Origin of the sequence: Candidatus Stoquefichus sp. SB1 (genome assembly GCF_001244545.1) — a bacterium.
Taxonomy (GTDB): domain Bacteria; phylum Bacillota_I; class Bacilli_A; order Erysipelotrichales; family Coprobacillaceae; genus Stoquefichus.
On the sequence record NZ_LN852695.1, the window covers coordinates 481,113 to 504,956 of the forward strand.

22 protein-coding genes are annotated in these 23,844 nt (G+C 30.8%); 19 read left to right on the forward strand and 3 right to left on the reverse strand.

Annotated elements, in window-relative coordinates; genetic code table 11:
• Positions 1–3: 3 nt before the first annotated feature.
• Complete coding sequence (locus BN1865_RS10410) at positions 4–822, forward strand: hypothetical protein (protein ID WP_050637188.1); 819 nt, start codon at positions 4–6, stop codon at positions 820–822.
• Between the two features lie 183 nt (positions 823–1,005).
• Here BN1865_RS10410 and BN1865_RS10415 read toward each other — a convergent pair whose 3' ends face one another.
• On the reverse strand, positions 1,006–1,938 hold the full coding sequence (locus BN1865_RS10415) for an Rpn family recombination-promoting nuclease/putative transposase (RefSeq protein ID WP_050637189.1): 933 nt from the start codon (positions 1,936–1,938) through the stop codon (positions 1,006–1,008).
• A 433-nt stretch (positions 1,939–2,371) separates the two neighbouring features.
• On the opposite strand from BN1865_RS10415, the gene BN1865_RS10420 reads away from it, so the two are divergent.
• The 13 genes from BN1865_RS10420 (at position 2,372) to BN1865_RS10475 (ending at position 14,959) form a co-directional block, all read left to right on the forward strand.
• Positions 2,372–3,295 carry a hypothetical protein gene (locus BN1865_RS10420; RefSeq protein ID WP_050637190.1) on the forward strand — a complete coding sequence of 308 codons (924 nt, stop codon included), beginning with the start codon at positions 2,372–2,374 and terminating at the stop codon, positions 3,293–3,295.
• 41 nt (positions 3,296–3,336) lie between these two features.
• Positions 3,337–3,606: a Yae1 family protein gene (locus BN1865_RS10425; RefSeq protein WP_050637191.1), complete on the forward strand. Its 270-nt coding sequence runs from the start codon at positions 3,337–3,339 to the stop codon at positions 3,604–3,606.
• Positions 3,607–3,660: 54 nt separating this feature from the next.
• Positions 3,661–4,059: an HTH domain-containing protein gene (locus BN1865_RS10430; protein WP_050637192.1), complete on the forward strand. Its 399-nt coding sequence runs from the start codon at positions 3,661–3,663 to the stop codon at positions 4,057–4,059.
• 44 nt (positions 4,060–4,103) lie between these two features.
• Positions 4,104–5,009 carry an IS3 family transposase gene (locus BN1865_RS10435; protein WP_082189971.1) on the forward strand — a complete coding sequence of 302 codons (906 nt, stop codon included), beginning with the start codon at positions 4,104–4,106 and terminating at the stop codon, positions 5,007–5,009.
• A gap of 66 nt (positions 5,010–5,075) precedes the next feature.
• Positions 5,076–5,210, forward strand: coding sequence for a hypothetical protein (locus BN1865_RS18965; protein ID WP_255351760.1), 135 nt, complete (start codon positions 5,076–5,078; stop codon positions 5,208–5,210).
• 152 nt (positions 5,211–5,362) lie between these two features.
• Positions 5,363–7,318, forward strand: coding sequence for a BglG family transcription antiterminator (locus BN1865_RS10440; RefSeq protein ID WP_050637194.1), 1,956 nt, complete (start codon positions 5,363–5,365; stop codon positions 7,316–7,318).
• Positions 7,319–7,400: 82 nt separating this feature from the next.
• A complete protein-coding gene (locus BN1865_RS10445) occupies positions 7,401–9,011 on the forward strand; it encodes a PTS transporter subunit EIIC (RefSeq protein WP_050637195.1) in 1,611 nt (536 codons plus the stop codon).
• Positions 8,998–10,437: a glycoside hydrolase family 1 protein gene (locus tag BN1865_RS10450; protein ID WP_050637196.1), complete on the forward strand. Its 1,440-nt coding sequence runs from the start codon at positions 8,998–9,000 to the stop codon at positions 10,435–10,437. The genes BN1865_RS10445 and BN1865_RS10450 overlap by 14 nt, the downstream gene beginning before the upstream one ends.
• A 158-nt stretch (positions 10,438–10,595) precedes the next feature.
• Positions 10,596–10,904, forward strand: a complete 309-nt coding sequence (locus tag BN1865_RS10455; protein ID WP_050637197.1) for a thioredoxin family protein — start codon at positions 10,596–10,598, stop codon at positions 10,902–10,904.
• Between the two features lie 15 nt (positions 10,905–10,919).
• Positions 10,920–11,840, forward strand: coding sequence for a thioredoxin-disulfide reductase (gene trxB / locus BN1865_RS10460; RefSeq protein ID WP_050637198.1), 921 nt, complete (start codon positions 10,920–10,922; stop codon positions 11,838–11,840).
• Positions 11,841–11,929: 89 nt separating this feature from the next.
• Positions 11,930–13,477 carry an ABC transporter permease/substrate-binding protein gene (locus tag BN1865_RS10465; protein WP_050637199.1) on the forward strand — a complete coding sequence of 516 codons (1,548 nt, stop codon included), beginning with the start codon at positions 11,930–11,932 and terminating at the stop codon, positions 13,475–13,477.
• Positions 13,474–14,196 carry an ATP-binding cassette domain-containing protein gene (locus BN1865_RS10470; RefSeq protein ID WP_050637200.1) on the forward strand — a complete coding sequence of 241 codons (723 nt, stop codon included), beginning with the start codon at positions 13,474–13,476 and terminating at the stop codon, positions 14,194–14,196. The genes BN1865_RS10465 and BN1865_RS10470 overlap by 4 nt, the downstream gene beginning before the upstream one ends.
• Before the next feature lie 187 nt (positions 14,197–14,383).
• The gene (locus BN1865_RS10475) at positions 14,384–14,959 is read left to right on the forward strand and encodes a hypothetical protein (protein WP_050637201.1); all 576 of its coding nucleotides are present in this window, start codon (positions 14,384–14,386) and stop codon (positions 14,957–14,959) included.
• 333 nt (positions 14,960–15,292) lie between these two features.
• Here BN1865_RS10475 and BN1865_RS10480 read toward each other — a convergent pair whose 3' ends face one another.
• The gene (locus tag BN1865_RS10480; RefSeq protein ID WP_050637202.1) at positions 15,293–15,751 is read right to left on the reverse strand and encodes a pyridoxamine 5'-phosphate oxidase family protein; all 459 of its coding nucleotides are present in this window, start codon (positions 15,749–15,751) and stop codon (positions 15,293–15,295) included.
• A gap of 11 nt (positions 15,752–15,762) precedes the next feature.
• Positions 15,763–16,425, reverse strand: coding sequence for a DUF5680 domain-containing protein (locus tag BN1865_RS10485; protein ID WP_050637203.1), 663 nt, complete (start codon positions 16,423–16,425; stop codon positions 15,763–15,765).
• A 271-nt stretch (positions 16,426–16,696) separates the two neighbouring features.
• Between BN1865_RS10485 and BN1865_RS10490 the strand changes: the two genes are divergently transcribed.
• The 5 genes from BN1865_RS10490 to kdpC all read left to right on the forward strand — a co-directional run bounded on the left by BN1865_RS10490 (position 16,697) and on the right by kdpC (position 23,765).
• Entirely contained in the window at positions 16,697–18,196 is a 1,500-nt protein-coding gene (locus tag BN1865_RS10490) for a sensor histidine kinase (protein ID WP_050637204.1), read from the forward strand.
• The gene (locus tag BN1865_RS10495) at positions 18,193–18,888 is read left to right on the forward strand and encodes a response regulator (RefSeq protein ID WP_050637205.1); all 696 of its coding nucleotides are present in this window, start codon (positions 18,193–18,195) and stop codon (positions 18,886–18,888) included. Before BN1865_RS10490 ends, BN1865_RS10495 begins: the two co-directional genes overlap by 4 nt.
• Positions 18,889–19,245: 357 nt before the next feature.
• Positions 19,246–21,060 carry a potassium-transporting ATPase subunit KdpA gene (kdpA, locus tag BN1865_RS10500; RefSeq protein WP_050637206.1) on the forward strand — a complete coding sequence of 605 codons (1,815 nt, stop codon included), beginning with the start codon at positions 19,246–19,248 and terminating at the stop codon, positions 21,058–21,060.
• 16 nt (positions 21,061–21,076) lie between these two features.
• Entirely contained in the window at positions 21,077–23,146 is a 2,070-nt protein-coding gene (kdpB, locus tag BN1865_RS10505) for a potassium-transporting ATPase subunit KdpB (protein WP_050637207.1), read from the forward strand.
• A 13-nt stretch (positions 23,147–23,159) separates the two neighbouring features.
• Positions 23,160–23,765 (forward strand): potassium-transporting ATPase subunit KdpC, encoded by a 606-nt coding sequence (gene kdpC, locus BN1865_RS10510; RefSeq protein ID WP_050637208.1) that lies wholly within the window; start codon positions 23,160–23,162, stop codon positions 23,763–23,765.
• Positions 23,766–23,844: the final 79 nt, after the last annotated feature.

The window sequence follows — 23,844 nt, forward strand, 5'->3', positions numbered from 1 at the left end:
TACATGTATATCAATACAGCAACAAAAGAAACAATGGAGAAATCTATATGTGAAGTATTAAATATCAATCATAAAGAATTAGATGATTTACTTGAAGATTGCTATAACAAGACACAGGCTAATCATCGCATTATGATATTGGATGATCAATATGATTATTTTCAATCCTATGTTAAAGAACATCTTACAAAAGATATAGATCAGATATTGTTTGTTCATTTATCAAGAAGAATCAATGGAGATAATGATGATAATGGATATAATTTTGTTGACTTATTAGTAAAAGAAAATAGTTTATCAACATATCTTAAAAGTTATGGAATCACTTTTAAGTATGATAAATATATAAGAATGTTTATTCATAATAAAGAAGTTAATTTAAATGGTAATGATGAATATGCTTATAAATATTTAAAACAAAGATTTGGATATACTTTTCAGGATTATAGTTTTACAGGTTTTGCATTTATTGATGGTTTAGAAGATAATGATTATTATGAAATGACTAAAGGTGGACCTGAATTACTAGGTTATTTTTATCCTTTTGATATGAATGATTGTCTTATTGATGATTTTATAGTTCATAGTACTTTTTATCAATATGTGTATTTAGTTCCTATTCAAGATATTTATTTTGATAATTATGATGAATTATCAAATCAAGAGAAACAATATCATATATTGGTTAAAACATTACAACGTTTATATTTTTATAAATATGATTCTCTATTTAATGAAAATGATAATGTTGTTATGGGGATAACTAATAACAAGACACTATCTCATCAATACCTTATTGATAAAATTAAAATTGAAGAATGAACAAAAAAGGCGCTAAAATGATTATATTTTTTAGTGCCTTTTTTGTTTGTAAATAGCAGATATTTTGCTACTTAAAATCATTGGATTTTCTTATGTATAATATCATCATTAATTTTAATGAATCTAAATTTTCATTATGATTCTTATCCCTATAAATTAGATTGTCTTTATAATTTATTGACATTATATTTTACTGCCAAATTGTTTAACTAACCTTTCATAAGGTACATTATGATTGACCAACGTTAGTATCTGTATGAATTCTTGTTCATTACATTTATTTAACCACTTCTCAGCATCTTCATGATATTTCATCTTAATAAGCGTATTTAGTAAATTAACCATGCCATATCTTTTTCCTATTTCTTCACCTTCTTCTATCCCTTCTCTTTTTCCTTCTTCTATTCCTTCTTGTCTTGTTTCATTAAGTTCCATCGCATGAAAGAATTCCTTTTCTCTTTCCTCCAGCAATTCTCTAATTAATGCTCCATCTGCTTTAAACATTTCATAGCTTCTTTCCATATATTGGACCATCCCTTCCTTTTCTTCATATTCAATGTTTTCTACTGTATTGTTTGCCATAAGATAGATGACTGCTTCAAACTCACTTAATTTCCTTTGTCCTGCTATTTTGTTTATCGCTTTAAGATTCACATAATAGATATGTATCACACAGTCTCTCATCTGCTTTCCATCTTCATATCTCAATGTTCCATGATTGATGAGATGGATATTATCCTCATTGATGAAGATAACCAGATAGAACTCCTTGAGCTTGCCATAATCCTTTTCTCCATCTGCCAGCTGTATCACAATGCTCTTGCATGCATAATACTGAAACCTTTTGCTGAGAAAGGAATTCAATATTGTATTCTGCATCTCCATATCTACCTGATAGCCATCCTTAGTGATTAAGGTATCCATGATGATTCTCTTGTCAGTCTTGGACAGGGTTGTCAGTTCTGTATTGCTGATTCTTGCATTCGTCATATCCAGATGAGTGATATTCTCTATAAGAAACTTTCTGAATCTAAAGGCATCCAGATGCCCACTGCCACAGTAGTACTTAAAAAACAGGTCTTCCTTATAATCAAGTGCTAATTTATCTGCTTCCATTATTTACCCTCCTATTATATATATACGCAAAAAAAGGAGGAATTTCTTTTTATAATGGAAACATTTTACAACTTTATTATATAATTGCATAAAGCAATTGTCAAATGTGAAATAGTATGTGTGTCTTTAAAAAAAATAATTGAATCATTGCTTAATAAAGTCAATAATATCTGCTTTTTAAAAAATATGAATATTAAGAATTGATAAAACTATTATGTTAAAATATATTCTTTTGTAGAGGTTGTAACAAAAAAATATTTGTTACAATTTTTTATATAAATATATTTGCTTATTGCATATTTTAATGCTTGATTGTATAATAAAGTTAGAAATAATAAATTATTTCTAATAAAAAAAAGAAAAACTAACTTTTTTTGTGTATATAGAAGTATAAGGTTTTTTATATTTTACGATTATACAAGGAGATGAAGTTATGTTTTATTCTTATTCTGATTTGCCTGATGATTTAATTAAGGCAAAAGTTACTCATTATTGTTATGATTATTTTTTCCATTATTTGCTGATACAAAGTGATAAAATTCGGCTTGCTCTTTGTCAGTATATGTCTGAGGATTATACGATAAAGGAAACCTATATTGAAAATAGTGAATCTTATAAGCCGTATTACTATGGTAAAAAGTTAATTATGGATATAGTTGTCAAGGATGATCAAGACAGATATTATAATTTTGAAATGCAGAATTATGATATTCTGGCAGATGATGAATTAAGATTTTCACGTTATATTGACAGATTGTTTGATCGACAAGAAAAAAAGGGTATTGGTTATGATGAAATGAAGGATGTATATCAGCTTATTCTCTACACAGGTAAACCAATAAAGAAGTTTAATCATTATCAACACATTATTACAAGAGGAGATTTTAATTATAAGGTTGTTTTAGAAAATCAAAAGGCACATACAACATTACTGCAACTAAGAAAGATGAAGGAGGATTTAAATATGGAAATAGGATTAAATAAAATTAATCAGTTGGTTTATTTATTTATGAATAATAAACCACACGAAAATAGTGAAATGTGTGAGGAAGTAGAGGAAGCTGTGCAGATTCATAACAAGTATATGAGAAATGATGAAATTATAAAAGGTTATGAATTAGAAAGAGAAAGAATGGTTATAAAAACGAAAACCAACATAGCCAGAAAAGAAGGCAGAGAGGAAGGACTTAAAGAAGGCCAAGATAAAGGGAAAAAGAAGAATGTTATAATAATGTTTTACAATTGGTTGAGCTTATATATGGTGTTCAGGATAATTCATGGATTGATAATTGCAGTTATGAACAGTTATCAAAAGCATTTCAATTGGTTAAGCAAGGATATACATATGAACAGTTAAAAGCAGAAATGTTAAAATAAGATTTAATAAAGGGGTAAATAATGTCAAGATATGATGACTACTTTAGAAATATTGAATTAGAAAGAGAAAGAATGATTATAAAAACGAAAACCAACATAGCCAGAAAAGAAGGACTTAAAGAAGGCAGAGAGGAAGGACTTAAAGAAGGCCGAGATAAAGGGAAAAAAGAAGAATGTTATTATAATGTACCCCTAAATGTGGACACAATAAGAAGAAGGCATCCTATAAGATGGACGAATAAAAAAGGGACAGATTCCTTAATTGTAGACACAGAAAAAAGGGTATTTTAATTTATTGACAACTTCCTAAGGTGTTAATATAGTTATGATACCAGAGGAGGAGTTATGAAAAAATATACTAAAAAACAGATTAAAGAATTAAAAGATAATCCATATACTTTTCAGGTTGATGAAAAAAGAATATTTTTTACTGCCGAGTTCAAGAAAGTATTCTGGCTTAAATATCAGGCTGGTATGAGTCCAAGAATGATTTTTAAAGATCTGGAATATAATCTTGAATATTTTGGTCAAAAACAAATAGACAGCATTGTGCAAAGAATAAAAAAAGAGGGTATGGCGGGTGAATTTACAGAAGGATATACTCGTCAAAAAAGAGTGGCTATCAAACAGCCTGAAGCAGAAGCATCACCACAGACAATCAAACAAATTCAGAACGAATTACAATATCTAAGACAGGAAGTAGATTTTTTAAAAAAAGTATCCAAACAGAAAGAGGATCCTTAAAAATAATAGAAGATACAGGCTATAAATTTGAAATAATTCATGGAATGATAAGCAAAGAAGAAAATGTATTGACAGTCACAGAACTGTGTAAAATAGCTAAGGTGTCACGATCGGGATACTATCGATGGATTCAGGCAGAAGGAAAAAGAGAGGAACGAGAGCAGCAGGATCGTGAAGATTTTGAAATCATTTTAGAGGCATATCAGTATCGGGGATACAGTAAAGGTGCAAGAAGCATCTATATGCGACTGCTGCACCTGAAAGAGCCAGTCATAATGAATGTAAAGAAAATACGAAGATTAATGAAGAAATATAATCTGTACTGTCCAATACGGCAAGCTAATCCATATAGAAGAATGGCAAAGGCATTAAAAACGAATAATGTAGCAGATAATTTATTAAAGAGGGAGTTTAAGAAATATGGAGCAAGAAAAGTTCTTCTAACAGATATAACATATATACCATATAATGGGGAGAGATGTTACCTTTCAACAATATTAGACGCCTTTACCAAAGAAATACTAGCATATGTGTTAAGTGAAACAATGGAGGTAGATTTTGTTTTAGAAACAGTAAATAAATTAATAGATAGACATGGAATATCACTAAGTGAAGAAACATTGGTGCATTCAGATCAGGGATGTCATTATACAAGTTATAGTTTTATTCAGATATTAAGGGATAGAAAATTAAGACAATCAATGTCGAGGAAAGGGAACTGTTGGGATAATGCACCACAGGAAAGTTTTTTTGGACATATGAAAGATGAAATAGACATAAGTGAGTGTAGAGAATATAAAGAAGTTAAATCAATTATTGATGACTGGATGGAATATTATAATAATGATAGATATCAATGGGGATTAGCAAAACTTTCCCCATGTGAATACTATAAGTATATAATGAGTGGTGAATATCCCTTAAAAATAGGGAAAAGTAACAATACATAAATCCCTTCTTCTTTACTTAAAAATGTCCTTGACAAAGGGTACAATTTATATTATAATGTCTTGCAATTGATTGAGCTTATATATGGTGTTCAGGATAATTCATGGATTGATAATTGTAGTTATGAACAGTTATCAAAAGCATTTGAAATGGTTAAGCAGGGATATACATATGAGCAATTAAAAGCAGAAATGTTAAAATAATAAAGAAAGCAGATTCAATGATAAATGTGAATTTGCTTTTTTGATTTCCTCTTTACAAGAGGAAAATAATTGTATGAAAATGGAATTTTTTGGGAGGTTAAAGTATTGTATAATATGTATGATATCAATCTCAATACAGAAAGGAATATAATATGGATAAAAAAAGAATTATAAAATTGATTAAGATTCTTAGTCATGAAAAAAGTCCAATGAGTGGACCAGAGTTATGTGAGCAATTAGGTATTACAGTCAGAACACTTAGAAATGATATCAAAGAATGTCGTAATGAATTATTACAACATGGTATTGAGATTGTTTCTAAACATGCAGTGGGGTATGAACTATCAATTATAAATGAAGAACATTATTATCAATATCTAGAAGATATGATGAAAGAAGAATCAGAGAATCAAATGCTTATTCCTATTTATCCAGAAGAACGTGTCAATTATTTAATTCGTATGTTTTTAACGCAAAACGATTACATTAGAATAGAAGAGATATGTGATATGATTTTTGTGAGTCGTTCTACTTTAAGTAATGATTTAAAAGAAGTAAGAGAAAAATTAAAATACTTTCATCTGGAATTAGAAACAAAACCAGCTTATGGCTTAAAGATTATAGGAAGTGAATTTCATAAACGTTCCTGTATTTCACAATACTTTTATCATACAAATGGAAATGATGAAATGTTTTTATCACAAACAAAGTCAACCAAACAACAAGAAGAGATATCACAAATTCTATATGAGACAATGGTTAATGAACGTTTTAAATTAACAGATATTGGTTTTCAAAATCTCGTTATTCATATTATGATTGCATTATTACGATTAAAAGAAAAACAACAGCAAACCAATTATGAATATGATAATTATGTAAAAAACAGTAAAGAATATGAGATTGCTATTCAATTGTGTAAACAAATTGAACAGCATTTTCATGTTACATTTCCAGATATAGAAATTTATTATATTGCATTACATCTATCTGGTAAAAAAGCAGTTCAATACAATTCCAATTCATTATTCATGAATCAGGAATATGAAAGCTTACTTCAACAAATGATTAAAGAAATTAAAGACAATTATCATATAGATTTCTCTGCTGATATCGATTTACAAACATCATTATCATTACATCTTCAGCCTATGATGAATAGGTTAAAATATGGTATGGTCATTCAAAATCCTTTACTTGAACAAATAAAAATAGAAAATCCTTTAGCATTTGAAATTAGTGTTCTGACAGCTAATATTATTACACAAAAATATCATGTGGATGTCAGTGAAAATGAAATAGGTTATATTGCCTTACATTTTGCTTTAGCAATAGAAAGATATCAAAAACAAGGACCTAAGAAAAATATCATTATTATATGTGCTAGTGGCATGGGAAGCTCACAAATTTTGCTATATAAAATCAAACAAAAATTCAAAGATAATATCAATAGTATCTATGTTACAGAACTTTATGAATTGCCCAATATAGATCAAAGTTTATATGATTTTATATTAAGCACTGTTCCCATCCCTTTTCCTACACAGATACCAGCTATCCATGTACAATATTTTTTAGACAATCAAGACATGATTTCATTAAGTGATTTCTTTAAAAATCAAAAAGAGTTATCTTTTGTTGATAAATATTTTCATGATGAACTCTTTTTTGATCATTTAAAAGGAAAAACAAAAGAAGAATTAATACACGAAATGTGTACATATATACATAAAGTAAAAGATATACCTAATCATTTTGAAAAAGAGGTTTTAAGAAGAGAAACCTATTCTGTAACTGAATTCGGTAATATGATTGCAATGCCTCATCCAATGCAACCTATTACAGATGAAACATTTGTGGCAGTAGGTATTTTAGATAAAGCAATCAAATGGAAACATCAACATGTAAAATACATCTTCTTATTAAGTATTCAAAAAGATTCTCAAGAAGCTTTAGGATTATTGCATGAAACATTATCAACACTTGTTTATGATAAAAAAGCAATGCATGAACTAGAAAAAGATTCATCATTAACTCATTTAAAACAAATATTAAAAAAGATTGCAGATGAACAAAAAGAAAATGATATAGATACATTATTTGGTTAATGATTTCCTCTCTAGAAACGGAAATTGATTCGATTTAAGTGCTACGAAAAATAATTATAATGAAAGTAGGTAGAGTACAAAGATGAAAATTCTATTATGTTGTTCAGCAGGTATGTCATCAAGCATTCTTGTCAAGAGTATGAGACAGGCTGCTATGAAACTTGAAGTTGATTGTGCTATAGCATCAGTAAGTGTTACGCAAGTTCCACAATACATTTCTAAAGTTGATGTTATATTAGTTGCACCACAATTAACTTACGAACTCAATAGAATTCGTGAAAAAGCAGTTCCCTATAAAGTCAGAGTCTTTCCAATCGGCCGAGGAGATTATGGACAAATGAACGGGGAACGAATTCTTTTGCAGACTCTACATAAAATTGAATTATTAAATAGGGAGGAAGTAAAAATGGATAAGTTTTCAGGTTTTGTTGAGGCCAAATTAATGCCGATTGCATTAAAATTTGGTTCAAATAGAGTATTAACAATTATACGTAATGCAATGACAGCATCAATGGCATTATTAATTATTGGGAGTATTGCTACATTATTAGCTAATATTCCTTACGAACCAGTTGCTAATTTCTTAGCACCAGCCAATAATTTCTTTAATACTATTTCAAGTTGTACAACAGGGGTTATGGGATTATTTATTTCAGCATCAATGGGATTTTATGCATCAGATGAATTAGGAACCAAACCATTTCCAACATTGGTAACATCAGTTTCTGCATTCTTAATTACACAATATGATGTAGAAAATGGATTAAATCCTGCTGGATTTGGATCAACTGGATTGTTAACTGCTATTGCCGTTGGATTCACAACAGTTTATATTTTACATTTGTTTGATAAAAAGAATATAATGATCAAAATGCCAGAAGGTGTACCACCAGCAGTAAGTGATGCATTTTCATCATTATTACCTGCAGTAGTTATCTTAGGGTTATGGACATTTATTTCAGTTGTTTTAGGTTTCGATGTTAATGCATCTGTTCAAACATTAATGTCTCCATTATCATCATTTATTTCTACTCCTTGGGGATATGGAATCTATCATATGTTATGTGGTTTTGTATTTTTCTGTGGTATTAATAGTGCTGTTGTATGTAATGTTGCTTTACCATTTATTTTAGCAAATGGAGCAGCAAATGAAGCAGCAGTTGCTGCAGGGCAAGCTCCTATCTTTGCGGCTACATACGGTGTTGATACAATGATTTGGGGTGGAGGAACTGGTGTGACAATTGGATTAGTTTTACTTATGACATTTGTTGCTAAAAGTAAGTTCTTTAAGACATTAGGTAGAATGTCATTTGGTCCAGGAATTTTCAATATTAATGAACCAGTAATCTTTGGAACACCTATTTGTTTTAACCCAATCTTCTTTATTCCATTTGTTATTTTACCAGGTGTATTAGCAACTTCTACAGTTTTATTGATGGAAGCTGGAATTGTTGCAATGCCAACAATTGGTATGGTACCATGGACATTACCACCAATTCTTATTGGTTTCTTCATGACAGGAGGCGCTATTTCTACAACCATTTGGGCAGCCTTAGTTGTTGTTATTTCAGTTGTCGTATATTATCCATTCTTTAAAATGGCTGACAAACAACAATATGAAAAAGAAATTAATGAAAGTCAAGATGATTATGATGATGTATTAGAAACAGGTGGACATTATGAAGCAGTCTAAAACATTTCCAAAAGATTTTTTCTGGGGTGGTAGTATTGCTGCCCACCAATGTGAAGGTGCATGGCAAGAAGGTGGTAAAGGTCCTGCAATTATGGATTATGCGACTGCAGGAAGTTATGAGATACCTCGAGAATTCACTTATGAATTAGAGGAAGATAAAAAATATCCTTCTCATGATGGAATTGATTTTTATCATAGATATAAAGAAGACATCAAAATGTTTGCTGAAATGGGCTTTACAGCTTTACGTATATCTATTGATTGGTCTAGAATTTATCCACGTGGAGATGAAGAGCAGCCCAATCAAGAAGGATTAAATTATTATAGTAAAGTTATAGATGAACTAATTCATTATCATATTGAACCAATTATTACTCTTTATCATTTTGAAATGCCAGTAACTTTAGTAAGAGAATATGATTCTTGGCTAAATCCTCAGGTTATTGATTTTTACTTAAAATATGTAAAAACGGTTGTATCGGCTTTAAAAGGGAAAGTTAAATACTGGGTTACATTTAATGAGATGAATCATATTGATCCTCAAACAGAAGCATCGGATATCTTTACATATATTATTGCTGGAATTAAATATAGTGAAATTAAAGGAAACAAAAAAGAAGTACTAGCAAGAATTGGCTACAATATGACATTAGCTGGAGTAAAAGCTGCCAAGCTGATTAGAGAAATAGATACTCATAATAAAGTTGGGTGTGTTTTTGGAATACATCCAATCTATCCAAGAGATTGTCATCCAGCTAATATTATGAATGCATTTAAAGAAATGGATCGTGATTTTTATCAAATTGATGCCATGTGTAATGGTGAATTTCCAAAGTATAAAATAGAAGAAAATAAAGATTATGGGATTGATATTGAAATCACTTTGGAAGATAAAAAAGCTTTTCAAGAAGGAAAACTTGATTTTATTGGTATGAACTATTATCAAACTGGTGTAGCTAAAGTAGCTGATGAAAGTTTAGAAGATCAGAAACTTTTTGGAGGAGTTCAAAACCCATATCTTCAACAAAGTAAATGGGGATGGGCTATTGATCCAATAGGACTAAGATATTTACTTAATTATACATATCGTAAATATGGATTACCTATTATGATTACTGAAAATGGGTTAGGAGCTGTTGATGAATTGGTTGATGGAAAAATCCATGATGATTATCGTATTGATTATTTAAAACAGCATTTAAGTGAAATGAAAAAAGCAATTGTTGAAGATCATGTTGAATGTATTGGATATCTGATGTGGGGACCTATCGACTTAGTGAGTGCAACAACAGGAGAGATGAAAAAAAGATATGGATTTATCTATGTAAATAAATATGATGATGGAACAGGTGATTTATCTAGACTTCCTAAAGATTCATTTTACTGGTATCAGCATGTTATTGAAACACAAGGAGAAGAACTTTAAAATATTTTAAAAACTTAAAATAATTTTGACATTAATATTTAACCACTATTGTATAAAACGATAGTGGTTTTTAATTATGAATATTTTTAAGCAAGTTACTTGATAAAATAAAGTTAAGCGTTATAATGAAATTGTAAATCATAAAGGAGGATAAGTTTATGAGTTTAATAACAGTAACAAATAATGATTTAGAAACATTAAAAAACAAAGAAGAAGTTGTTGTAGAGTTTTGGGCACCATGGTGTGGATATTGTAAAAGATTAGCGCCTGTTTTAAAACAAGTAGCGAAAGATATAGATATCTATCAAGTTAATATAGATGAATTAGAAGCTTTTAGTGATGAATATGGAGTAGAAACAATTCCTACATTACTTGTATTAAGAAAAGGTGAAGCAAGTGAACCATTGATTGCCCCACAAGCAAAATCAGTAATTAGTGATTGGTTAAAAGAAAATCAAATTTTATAGAAAAGAGGAAAGATGATGGAACAATATGATGTGGTCATAATAGGTGGAGGACCAGCAGGATATAGTGCGGCTTTATATAATGCGAGAAATGCAAGATCAGTATTAGTGATTGAACAACTTTCAGCTGGTGGTCAAATGGCCACAACTGGAAACATTGAAAACTATCCTGGGTTTGATGAAGGAATAGATGGTTTTGATTTGGCTGAAAAAATGCAAAATCAAGCTGAACAATTTGGTGCTGAGACAATGTATGAAACTGTTGTGGAATTAAAATTAACAGAAAATCCTAAAAAAGTCATTACAACGGATGGGACAATTTTAGCTAAGACAGTTATTCTTGCAACTGGAGCACATCCTCGTGAATTAGGTTTAAGTAATGAAGGTCAATTAAGAGGACGTGGAGTTGCTTATTGTGCTACTTGTGATGGAATGATGTTTAAAAATAAAGATGTTGTTATTGTTGGCGGTGGAAATAGTGCAATTGCAGATGCTTTATATTTATCTAAAATATGTCATAGTGTGACATTAATACATCGTCGTGATGAACTTCGTGCATCTCGTGTTTATGAACAACAATTACAAAAGAGTCAAATTCATTTCATTTGGAATAGTCAAGTTGTTGAAATATTGGCCAATCAACATGTCACAGGTGTAAAGGTACTTAATAAAGTTAATCAGGAAATCACTGAAATCAATTGTGACGGTGTATTTGTTGCCATTGGACGTGTTCCAGATACTCAACTTGTCAAAGGACAAATAGAATTAAATAAGAGTGGTTATATTGTTGCAGATGAATCAACACGTACCAATATACCTGGTGTCTTTGCGATTGGCGATGTTCGTCAAAAAGCTTTAAGACAAGTTGTGACAGCAGTGAGTGATGGAGCTGTTTCATCACATTATATTGAGGAATATTTTATGGAACAAGGTGAATAATTTGGAAATATGCAGGAAAACTGTTAAGATAACAGAAAGTCACATATCGCCATCAGAAAGAGCATCAATCATGCAAGAGGTATATAAAGATGTTTAGGGAACTTATACAATTTTATAGTGAACGTTCTGATTTCTTTCTCCCTTTAATATTAGAACATTTACAAATATCAATGATAGCAATCATTATCGCAACAATTATAGGAATATCTGTAGGTATTTTTATTGCTGAAAACAAAAAAACATCACCAATTATTTTAGGGATTGTGAGTTTTTTATACACAATCCCTTCAATTTCAATGTTGGGTTTTCTTATTCCTATAACAGGAATTGGCAATAAGAGTGCTATTATTGCTTTAAGTATTTATGCCTTATTACCGATTATCCGTAATACATATACAGGTATTCAGGGGGTTGATAAAGATATTTTAGAAGCTGCAAAAGGAATGGGAAGTACTCGTTTTCAAATTTTATTAAAAATTAAGCTTCCATTAGCATTTCCGGTTATTTTATCTGGTTTCAAAAATATGACAGTTATGACAATTGCTTTGGCTGGGATTGCTTCATTTATAGGAGCAGGTGGTTTAGGTGTTGCTATTTATCGAGGAATTACAACAAATAATATCACTATGACTATAGCAGGTAGTTTAGCAGTTGCTATCTTAGCTTTTCTTGCTGATTTTTTGATTGGTATATTTGAAAGATATATTCAAAATCGTCATCATAGTCAAAAACAAAAGAAACGTGTTGTTACTGCTTTATTGGTAGTTGTCATTGTATTTTCAGCTAGTCTTTTCTATGTTCCTCATCAAGGGAAAATGGTTCATATTGCGACCAAACCGATGACTGAAGAATTTATTATTGGTGAAATGATGAAGTTATTGATAGAAGATAGAACGGATATACAAGTGGAAATGACAAAAGGCGTAGGTGGCGGAACAAGTAATATTCATCCGGCTATGGTTAAAGGTGACTTTGATATTTATCCTGAATATACAGGAACTTCATGGAGTTTTGTTTTAAAAGAAACAACTATTTCAGATGAAGAGACTTTATATAAACAATTAGTTAGTCAATATGAACAACAATATCAATTAACATGGTTAGGTTTATATGGTTTTAATAATACATATGGTATTGCAGTTACAAAACAATTAGCAGATCGTTATCATTTAAAGACATATTCTGATTTAGCATCTATTTCAAGTCAACTTATCTTTGGAAGTGAGTATGATTTCTATGAAAGAGATGATGGATATAATGCTATGGCTAATGCAAATGATTTTCATTTCAAAAAAACAGTTGATTTAGATATTGGTTTAAAATATGATGCTTTAAAGAAAGGTGAAGTTGATGCTATTATAGCTTTTACTACTGATGGACAATTAAGTGATTCACAAATTGTCTTATTAGAAGATGATCATCATTATTTTGAAAACTATTATGCTGGAACAGTTATTCGACAGGAAACTTTAGAGAAATATCCAGAATTAAAATCAGTTTTAATGTTGTTGAATAATCAAATAAGTGAACAGGAAATGGCAAAAATGAATTATCAAGTTGAAACAGAAAAGCAAAATGAAACAGCTGTTGCTAAGGCATTTTTAGTCAAACAAGGGCTATTGGAGGAATCAAAATGAGTCAAATACGATTAGAAAATATTGATAAATCCTATGGGAATCAATCCATTCTCAAAGATTTCTCTATAGAAATAAAAGATGGTGAAATGATTAGTGTAATTGGTGGTAGTGGTAGTGGAAAAACAACGATGTTAAAACTAATGAATGGTCTGTTAATACCAGATAGTGGGCATGTTTATATAGATGATGTAGATATCCAAACAATTGATCAAAATGAACTTAGAAGAAATATTGGTTATGTCATTCAAAGTATTGGTTTATTCCCACATATGACTATCTATCAAAACATCGCTTATGTTTTAAATCTTCAAAAAACAGATGCTTCTATTATTGAAAAAAGAGTCAAAGAATTAATCCAGTTAATGAATTTAGATGAAGAACTTTTAACACGTTATCCTGATGAATTATCAGGTGGACAAAAACAGCGTATTGGGATAGCACGAGCACTCGCAGCATCACCTCAAATATTACTTATGGATGAAGCTTTTGGAGCTGTTGATGAAATTACAAGACATATTCTTCAAGATGAAATCTTACGTATACACCAAAAGCTACCTATTACAATTATCTTTGTCACACATAATATTCAAGAAGCACTAAGATTAGGCGAACGTGTTATTGTGATGAAGGATGGTCATATTGAACAATTCGATACAAGTGAAGAAATTCAAAGAAATCCTCAAACAGATTTTGTTAAACAATTATTATCATATTTATAGAAACAAAGGCAGAAAATCCTTTGTTTTTTTGATAAATATACAAGTTATTTAATGATTATAGTATAATAAAAGAGAGATAAAGACTTTATAATCATTGAAGTAGGATGATTATCGACTTGATATCATAAGTTACAAATTTGAAGTTGTTTGTATTGAAGAATTGATAGTGTGGGGATTGGAGGGGAAAATGAAGAAATTAATAAACGGCATTGGATTGACAGTTATTATTATCATACTGGCTTTTTATACTATGGAGAAAATGCCTAAGCATACAGATATTAATTGGTATTCGTCTGTTATAGAAGTTCAATCAAATATAAAAGAACAATTTTATGATTTTTATCATCCACATTCATACTTTGATAATACGGCTTCAAAGAAAACATTAACTGAAATAAATCAAATAAGATTTTATACGTTATTGACTGGAGATGATTATACATATGGTTGTCATTTTGATGAGAACAGTGATCAGTTTGGAGTTGTTAATGTAGGCTATGTTGTTTCTAAAAATAAGAATGGTTATATTTATCCACAAATGCGTGACTATCACTTAATAGATGAAGAATTAAATATTTATTATACGTTTCAAGGAGACAGTGATATAGAATTTGTTTACTGTTATGACATGGAACATGCAATAAAAGTAACAGTAGATTATGAAATAAAACAAAATAATGATAGAGAATTCTTAATGAATATAGCCTTAAATATAATGGAAGATAGTATTCTCTTAAATAAGAAGAGTGGCTCTATTGTTTAAATTATCTATTGATTTTTTGTCTGTGATCATCTCTCAATGATTGTTGATAATAATAAATCACTCTATTTCTCATCTGGAATAGAGTGATTTTCATGACGAACTTGACTCAGATATTCGACGGTATCTAAACCAGAGGAATGTTTGAGTATATAGCTAACAAATTGTAATATATGCGACATAATAATTCCTCCTTTGTCTGTTATTATAGAGCAATTGATTATGAATTATGCATTTTTTCTCATTAAGAAATTAATATTTAAACATACAGACAACATATTCTTTCTAAGGAATTGAATGTTCATGACTTATTCATTAGTTGTCAAAAGATAAAGATTAATCATTTTTATATTCTTTTTGAATAAACTGTTTTTGATGAATATTTAATTGTTCAATAATAGGCTTTCCATCTACATAATTCCATCTTTGGATAAAAGTAGGTTCAACGATAAATAATCTTTCATTTTTGAGGTGTGAATATGCCTGATAAGATGATAAAAAATATTTTTTAAAGAGATTACAGAAGTTTGGATGATCTAAAGGATGTCCTATTTCTTTACAGATACCTTCTATTTGAATGTTATCAAGACATAATCCAACGTTTTCATTGCCCTTAATATCTTGGTATTTACGAAAGGTATTATCTGTTTGAAAATAAAAGAGACCATTCATAATAACAAAACTCATTGTTCTAACTGATACTTTATCTTGATAAGATGTGGCTAAAACAATTTTGGCATGATCGCCTATTTGTTGATAAATTTCAATGTATTTATTTGTATAAAGTGTATTCATTTTTTCTCCTTTTATTTTATCAAACCACCATGAAACATGGCTTCATATATTTTGTTTGATTGATAATAAATTTCTTCATATCCATGAAATAAAGAATAGTCACCTATCACTTTTGAAATATAAGTATATTCTCCATTTGTATAAATTTCTGGTCCTCTAAAAGGTCTAAGTTCATCAACCATTAGCAAAGCTTCTTTAAGAAAATGACTATTAAAATCATCACTCAAAACCTGTCCATAATAATTCATAGACCAACAAACCTGTTCATTTTCATAAACAAGTTCTTGACCAGAAAATGAAGAAGCACCAAAGAATGTATCATAATATGTATATTTTCCACTATGGTAAATATAATCATGCGAATCTTTTCTCGTAGATTGAATTTTATTTTGATGAGATGCATATGTTGCTTTTTTAGCCTCAACAAGAAACTTAATCAATTGATTGGTATTTGTTAATTGTGGAGTATCACTAAAACAATCATCATCTTTAATTAAACGATCTATAGTGATTCCAAAAATATGAGATAAGTCAATCATGTATTCTAAACCAGGTGTAATCATGCCATTTTCCCATTTTGTAATTGTTTGTCTAGAAACACAAAGTTTCTCTGCTAACTCTTCTTGTGTCAGCATATTCTTTTTTCGATAATAAATTAATTTGTCATGAAACATAGATGTCCTCCTTACATAGCAATAGTATAACATGATTCATATTAATCACTAGCAAGTATGGTTTACATTTTTGCTACTTTTAATAAGGAAATTATTTTATTATTAAAGTTAACTCAATACTTATTATAATTTAAGATAATAAGTATTGATTTTTGCTTAGTCTAAAATGAATATTTGAAAAGAAGTTATTGTTTTGATATTATTCTTAAAATATTAAGAGTATATTTTCCTTAAAGTAAGAGTTATAATAAAACATTATAGGTGGTGATAAATGATGTACAATAATCGTAAATGGTTAAAGTCAATAGGAATTATGATAGGTTTATTGATAATTTCATCTCTCATTGGGATGCTATTTAAAAATTTAGGATGGCCTGACACCAATATTATTCTTATCTATATATTATCTGTTTTAATGACATCACGTTTAACACAGGGATATATTTATGGAATAGTATGTTCTATTATCGCAACTTTTATGTTTAATTACTTTTTTACAGCACCATTTTATACATTCTCTGTTTATGATTCAAAATACTTTGTAACATTTGTTGTTATGACTATAACTGCAATTATTACAAGCGCTTCTACAACACGCATACAACACTCGACACAGATTGCTAATGAAAATGCTCATCATATGAAAACACTTTATACTCTAACAAATCGTTTATCTGATACATTAGATGATAAAGCACTATGTCAGGTTGTTATTGAAATATTTTCAGATGTTTTGAGTTGTCAGGTTGGATGTATTTGTTTTCATGAACAGATAGATCAAAGTATTATTATGTATGGTAAAAACAATCAAATCAATGAATCAAAGATTGAAAATATAAGAGAATATCAAGGTTATTTTCAGAATATGGAAACATTATACCTATCTATTGATCACAAATATCATTATCCGTTATATGGTATTCATAAAATATTAGGTGTACTCATATTTCCCAAAGAAACGATTGATCAACTTGATGAGAATCAGAAAAAATTATTAACATCTATGAATGAAAGTGTTTCTTTAGCTTTGGATCATATCTTTGCTATAAAGGAACAACTGCGTTTAAAAGAGACGACAGTTAAAGAAAGATATCGTAGTAATTTATTACGTGCTATTTCTCATGATTTAAGAACACCATTGTCAGGTATTATGGGAACATCTGAGATGATTATGGATATGAAACAGCAGGATTGTGAAACTTTTGAATTGGTTAAAGGCATCTATGAGGAAGCAAGCTGGCTCTATCTACTTGTAGAGAATATTTTGAGTTTGACCAAGGTTCAAGAAGGGCAACTTGTTATTCATAAGCAATTAGAAGCATTAGAAGAGGTCATTGGGAGTGCTGTTTATCATGTGACAAAAAATCAAAAGAATCATCATATACAGGTTCATGTTCCAGAACAAGTCTTGATGGTTCCTATGGATGCACAACTGATACAACAAGTGCTTATTAATCTATTAAATAATGCAATGAAACATACATTAGAAAATCAGCCGATTTGTATAAATGCTTATCAAAAAAATCAGAATGCATACTTAGAAGTAGAAGATTATGGGAAAGGTTTGAAAACACAAGATCCTGATCAAATTTTTGAAATGTTTTATACCAATAATACAGTTTTATCTGATGGATCAAAAGGGATTGGTTTAGGATTAACAATCTGTAAAGCCATTATAGAGGCACATGGTGGGATTATTGAAGCTAAAAATTGCAAACTGCATCCAGGTGCAAAATTTATTATACGATTACCAATGGAGGAGCCAAAATGATACAAAGAATATTAGTTGTAGAAGATGATGTTCAAATTAGAAAATTCATTTGTTATTGTTTAGAAAATAATGATTATGAGTATCTAACAGCTGCAAATGGACAAGATGCCTTAAGAAAGATTGCAAATGAGAATATAGATTTAATATTACTAGACTTGGGATTGCCGGATATTGATGGTGTAGATATTATTCGTAAATTAAGAGAATTTTTAGAAATACCTATTATTGTTGTATCAGCAAGAGATAAGGATAAAGAAAAAGCGCAAGTTTTGGATTTAGGGGCTGATGATTATTTAACAAAACCCTTTTCAGCAACTGAACTTATTGCAAGAATAAAGGTAGCTTTTCGACATTACTATCGTTTTAATCAATCACAGTTACAAACTTTCTATAAAGTCAAAGATTTATCAATTGATCTCAATAAGCATTTGGTTTATCTTAATAATCAGGAACTTCATGTAACACCAATGGAATATCAATTACTTACATTGTTTTTTCAAAATATTGGAAAAGTTTTAACAACGCATACAATCATTGAAGAAATCTATGGGAAAGGTTATGGCAATGATACTCAGGCATTAAGAGCATTGATGGCAGGATTAAGGCGTAAAATCGAGAAAAATCCAGCAACACCTGAATATATTATGACAGAAATAGGTGTAGGATATAGACTGAAAGAAGATGGAGAATAAAATCTTCATTCTTTTTTTATATATCGTTTATTGATATTAACACCTTTTTAATATGATGAAGAAAGAACTATATATAATTACTGATATCTGTTATTGTTTTTGTAAGTTTGCTTGCTGTTGTGTATTATGTATTTAAAGATAAATGAGATAGAAATCAATCTATCTCATTTTTTCTTTATACAATCTTAATATCTTTGCTTATGATATTAACACCATCTTAAAATCAATCAGAATATACTATGATTGTCAAAAGAAAAAAGGGGGAATGATTATGACAATCATTATTTCTGCAATCGGTTTGATTGCGATGATTTTGTTATTCTATTATGTTTATATCCTCATGAAAGGAGATAAAAAATGATAGGTACAATTATACAGTATGCTATTTATTTAGTTATTCTTGTTATTTTAGCTATTCCGTTAGGAGCATATATTAAAAAAGCTATGAATGGTGAAAAGACTTTCTTATCAAGAGTTCTTATACCATGTGAAAAACTTGTTTACAAAGTTATGCATGTCAATGAACATGAAGAAATGTCATGGAAGAAATATACTGTGAGTGTTTTGATTTTTTCCGCTGTAGGACTCATCTTCTTGTTTGGGTTGCAGATGTTACAAGGTGTACTGATGGGGAATCCCCAAGGACTTTCAGGGGTTAAATGGGATTTATCATTTAATACAGCAGTTAGCTTTGTAACCAATACAAATTGGCAGGCATATAGTGGTGAATCTACATTAAGTTATTTGACTCAAGCCATTGGATTGACTGTTCAAAACTTTGTTTCAGCAGCAACAGGAATTGCAGTATTATTTGCGCTTATTCGTGGATTTATGAAAGTGAAATCAAAGGGACTTGGAAGTTTCTGGGTTGATTTAACAAGATCAATTATTCATATTCTCATTCCATTAAATTTAGTTATTGCAATTTTATTAGTAGCTGGTGGAGTCATTCAAAATTTGAGTCCAGCCCAGTCAGTATCATTAGTTGAACCTATTGCAGTAAACAGCGAAGGTCAAATTATTGAAAATGCTAAAATTGATGTTGTAGCAAAAACAGTTATGGTTGATGGTCAAAAGATCAGTAGTGCTAAAATTATCACTCAACAATTTGTTCCAATGGGACCAGCTGCTAGTCAGGTTGCGATTAAACAAACAGGAACAAATGGTGGAGGCTATATGGGTGTCAACTCAGCTCATCCATTAGAGAATCCAAATGCTTTTACAAATTTATTAGAAATGATTTCTTTATTGTTGATTCCAGTTGCGCTATGTTTTACTTTTGGAACAATGATCAAAAATAAAAAACAAGGTATTGCAATTTTTTCAGCAATGGCCATTTGTTTAGTCATTGCTTTAGGAACAATTGCGGTTAGTGAGCAATATGCAACACCTCAATTGGCTCAGGGTGGCAACGTTGATATTTCAATGGTTGATCAGTCTGGAGGTAATATGGAAGGAAAAGAATCACGCTTTGGGATAGCGACATCATCAACTTGGGCAGCCTATACAACGGCAGCGTCCAATGGTTCTGTCAACTCAATGCATGATAGTTATACACCAATTGGTGGGATGGTCACCATGCTACAGATGCAATTAGGTGAAGTTATTTTTGGTGGTGTTGGTTGTGGGTTATATGGTATGTTAGCATTTGCTATCTTAACTGTATTTATTGCAGGTCTGATGGTTGGTCGAACACCAGAATTTTTAGGCAAGAAGATTGAACCATATGAAATGAAATGGGCTGTTGTTGTTTGTTTAGCAACCCCAGTTGCTATTCTGGTTGGTAGTGGTATTGCTGCCGCATTACCTAGCACTGCTGACAGTTTGAATAATGGTGGGGCACATGGATTATCAGAAATGCTTTATGCTTATTCATCTTGTGGTGGAAATAATGGCTCAGCGTTTGCTGGATTTAATGCCAATACAGTTTTCTTGAATTTATCACTAGGTCTTGTTATGTTATTTGCAAGATTTGTACCAATTGTAGGAATTTTAGCTATTGCTGGAAATTTGGTTGGCAAGAAAAAAATTGCTGTTACAGCAGGAACACTTTCAACAACAAATGCAATGTTTGTTTTCTTGCTTATCTTTATTGTCTTACTGGTTGGAGCATTGAGTTTCTTCCCAGCGTTAGCACTTGGACCACTTGCTGAATTCTTCAGTATGTTATAAAGGGAGGATATTCATTATGAAAAATGAACAAAAAAATAAACTGGCTAATCGTGCAATGGTCACAAGAGCCATAAAAGATTCGTTTTTAAAACTCAATCCCAAAACGCAATCAGAGAATCCAGTTATGTTACTGGTTTATATATCAGCTATTTTAACAACCATGTTATGGGGATTTTCATTAGTCAATATTCAAGATGCAATGTCTGGTTTTACACTTGCTATTGCGATTGTATTATGGTTGACAGTTCTCTTTGCTAATTTTGCTGAGGCCATTGCTGAAGGACGAGGAAAAGCTCAGGCTGATTCTTTAAGAGCTGCTAGAAAAGATGTTGAGGCACATAAAATTGATTCTGTTCAAGAAAAGGATGAGTTTGTTGTTGTGCCATCAACAGCTTTAGTTAAAGGAGATTTGATTATTGTCAAAGCAGGTGAACAAATTCCTGCTGATGGTGATGTTGTTGATGGAGCGGCATCAGTTGATGAGAGTGCTATTACTGGCGAGTCAGCACCAGTTATTAGAGAGAGCGGTGGAGATCGAAGTGCGGTTACTGGTGGAACAACAGTTTTATCAGATTGGATTATAGTTGAAGTCACAAGTGAACCAGGTCATAGTTTCTTAGATCAAATGATAGCCATGGTTGAAGGTGCTGCCAGAAAGAAAACACCTAACGAGATTGCTTTACAAATCTTCTTAATTGCATTAACAATTATCTTTATTCTTGTAACTGTTTCACTTTATACTTATTCAAGCTTTTCTGCTACCCAAGCAGGTGTAGAAAATCCAACATCAGTCACAACATTAGTTGCTTTGCTTGTTTGTTTAGCCCCAACAACAATAGGGGCACTGCTATCAGCTATTGGGATTGCTGGAATGAGTCGTTTAAATCAAGCCAATGTTTTGGCTATGAGTGGACGTGCTATTGAAGCAGCTGGTGATGTTGATATTTTAATGCTTGATAAGACTGGAACCATTACTTTAGGAAATAGACAAGCTTATGAATTTATTCCAGTCGATGGACACAGTGAACATGAATTAGCTGATGGTGCTCAATTATCTTCATTGGCTGATGAAACACCAGAAGGACGTAGTATTGTTGTTTTGGCAAAAGAAAAATTTAATATCCGTGCACGTAGCTTAGAAGATAAGAATATAGAGTTTATTCCCTTTAGTGCAAAAACAAGAATGAGTGGTGTTAATTTTGATGGACATGAGATTCGCAAAGGTGCTGCTGATTCTATTAAAGATTATATATTACTCCATGGTGGAACATATAGCCATGAATGTGACCAGGCAGTCAAAAGAGTTGCTAATCAAGGTGGAACACCATTAGTTGTTGCAAAAGATCATCAGATTTTAGGTGTTATTCATTTAAAAGATATTATCAAAAGTGGCGTTCAGGAAAAATTTGCTGATTTGCGTAAAATGGGTATTAAAACGATTATGATTACAGGAGATAATCCTTTGACAGCAGCAGCAATTGCAGCTGAAGCTGGAGTTGATGACTTCTTAGCTGAAGCAACACCGGAAGGTAAATTAGAAATGATTCGTGATTTTCAGTCAAAAGGACATCTTGTTGCGATGACTGGTGATGGAACAAATGATGCTCCAGCACTTGCGCAAGCTGATGTTGCTGTAGCGATGAATAGTGGAACACAAGCAGCAAAAGAAGCAGGAAATATGGTTGATTTGGATTCTTCTCCTACGAAACTTATTGATATTGTACGTATTGGAAAACAGTTATTAATGACACGAGGAAGTTTAACAACATTCTCTATTGCAAATGATGTTGCGAAATACTTTGCGATTATACCAGCACTATTTGTAGGGTTATATCCAGGTTTGCAGGCATTAAATATTATGTCTTTACATTCACCACAAAGTGCAGTGTTATCAGCAATCATCTATAATGCCTTGATTATTGTTGCCTTAATTCCACTAGCATTAAAAGGTGTAAAATATCGTGAAGTCTCAGCAGGGAAACTCTTATCAAGAAACTTACTTATTTATGGATTAGGTGGTATTATAGCACCATTTATCTGTATTAAAGTAATTGATATGCTTCTCGTGTTCTGTCATCTTGTATAAAGGAGTGAAGAAAATGAAAATGTTAAAAAGTATTTTACCAAAAGCTCTTATTATCTTTATTATTTTCACAGTAGTTTGTGGTGTTTTATACACAGGAGTCGTAACAGGAATTGCACAGGTTTTCTTCCCTGATCAAGCAAATGGAAGTATTATTGAAGTTGATGGTAAAAAGTATGGCAGTGTACTCTTGGGGCAACAGTATACTGATAATAAGCATATGTGGGGACGTGTTATGAATATTGATGTTTCGACATATACTGATGAAAGTGGAAATCCTATGATGTATGCTAGTCCGTCAAACTTAAGTCCTGCTAGTGAAGAATATGAAGAATTAATTGCTCAGCGTGTTGAGAAGATAAGAAAAGCACATCCAGATCAAAAAGATACTGCAATACCTGAAGATTTAGTGACTTGTTCAGGAAGTGGACTTGATCCACATATATCTATTGCAGCTGCTCATTATCAGATTGAACGTATTGCTAAAGCACAAAATATGAGTCAAGATGAGGTTCAGAAAATTGTTGATCAATGTACAGATGGAAAACTTTTAGGAGTACTAGGTGAAAAAACAGTCAATGTCTTAAAAGTTAATTTGATGTTAGATGGGATTTTAAAATAAAAGGAAAGGAACTGGTTTTGTAAACGAGTTCCTTTTCTTAATCTTTATACTATTTTAATATTGACCATGCTAAAATAGA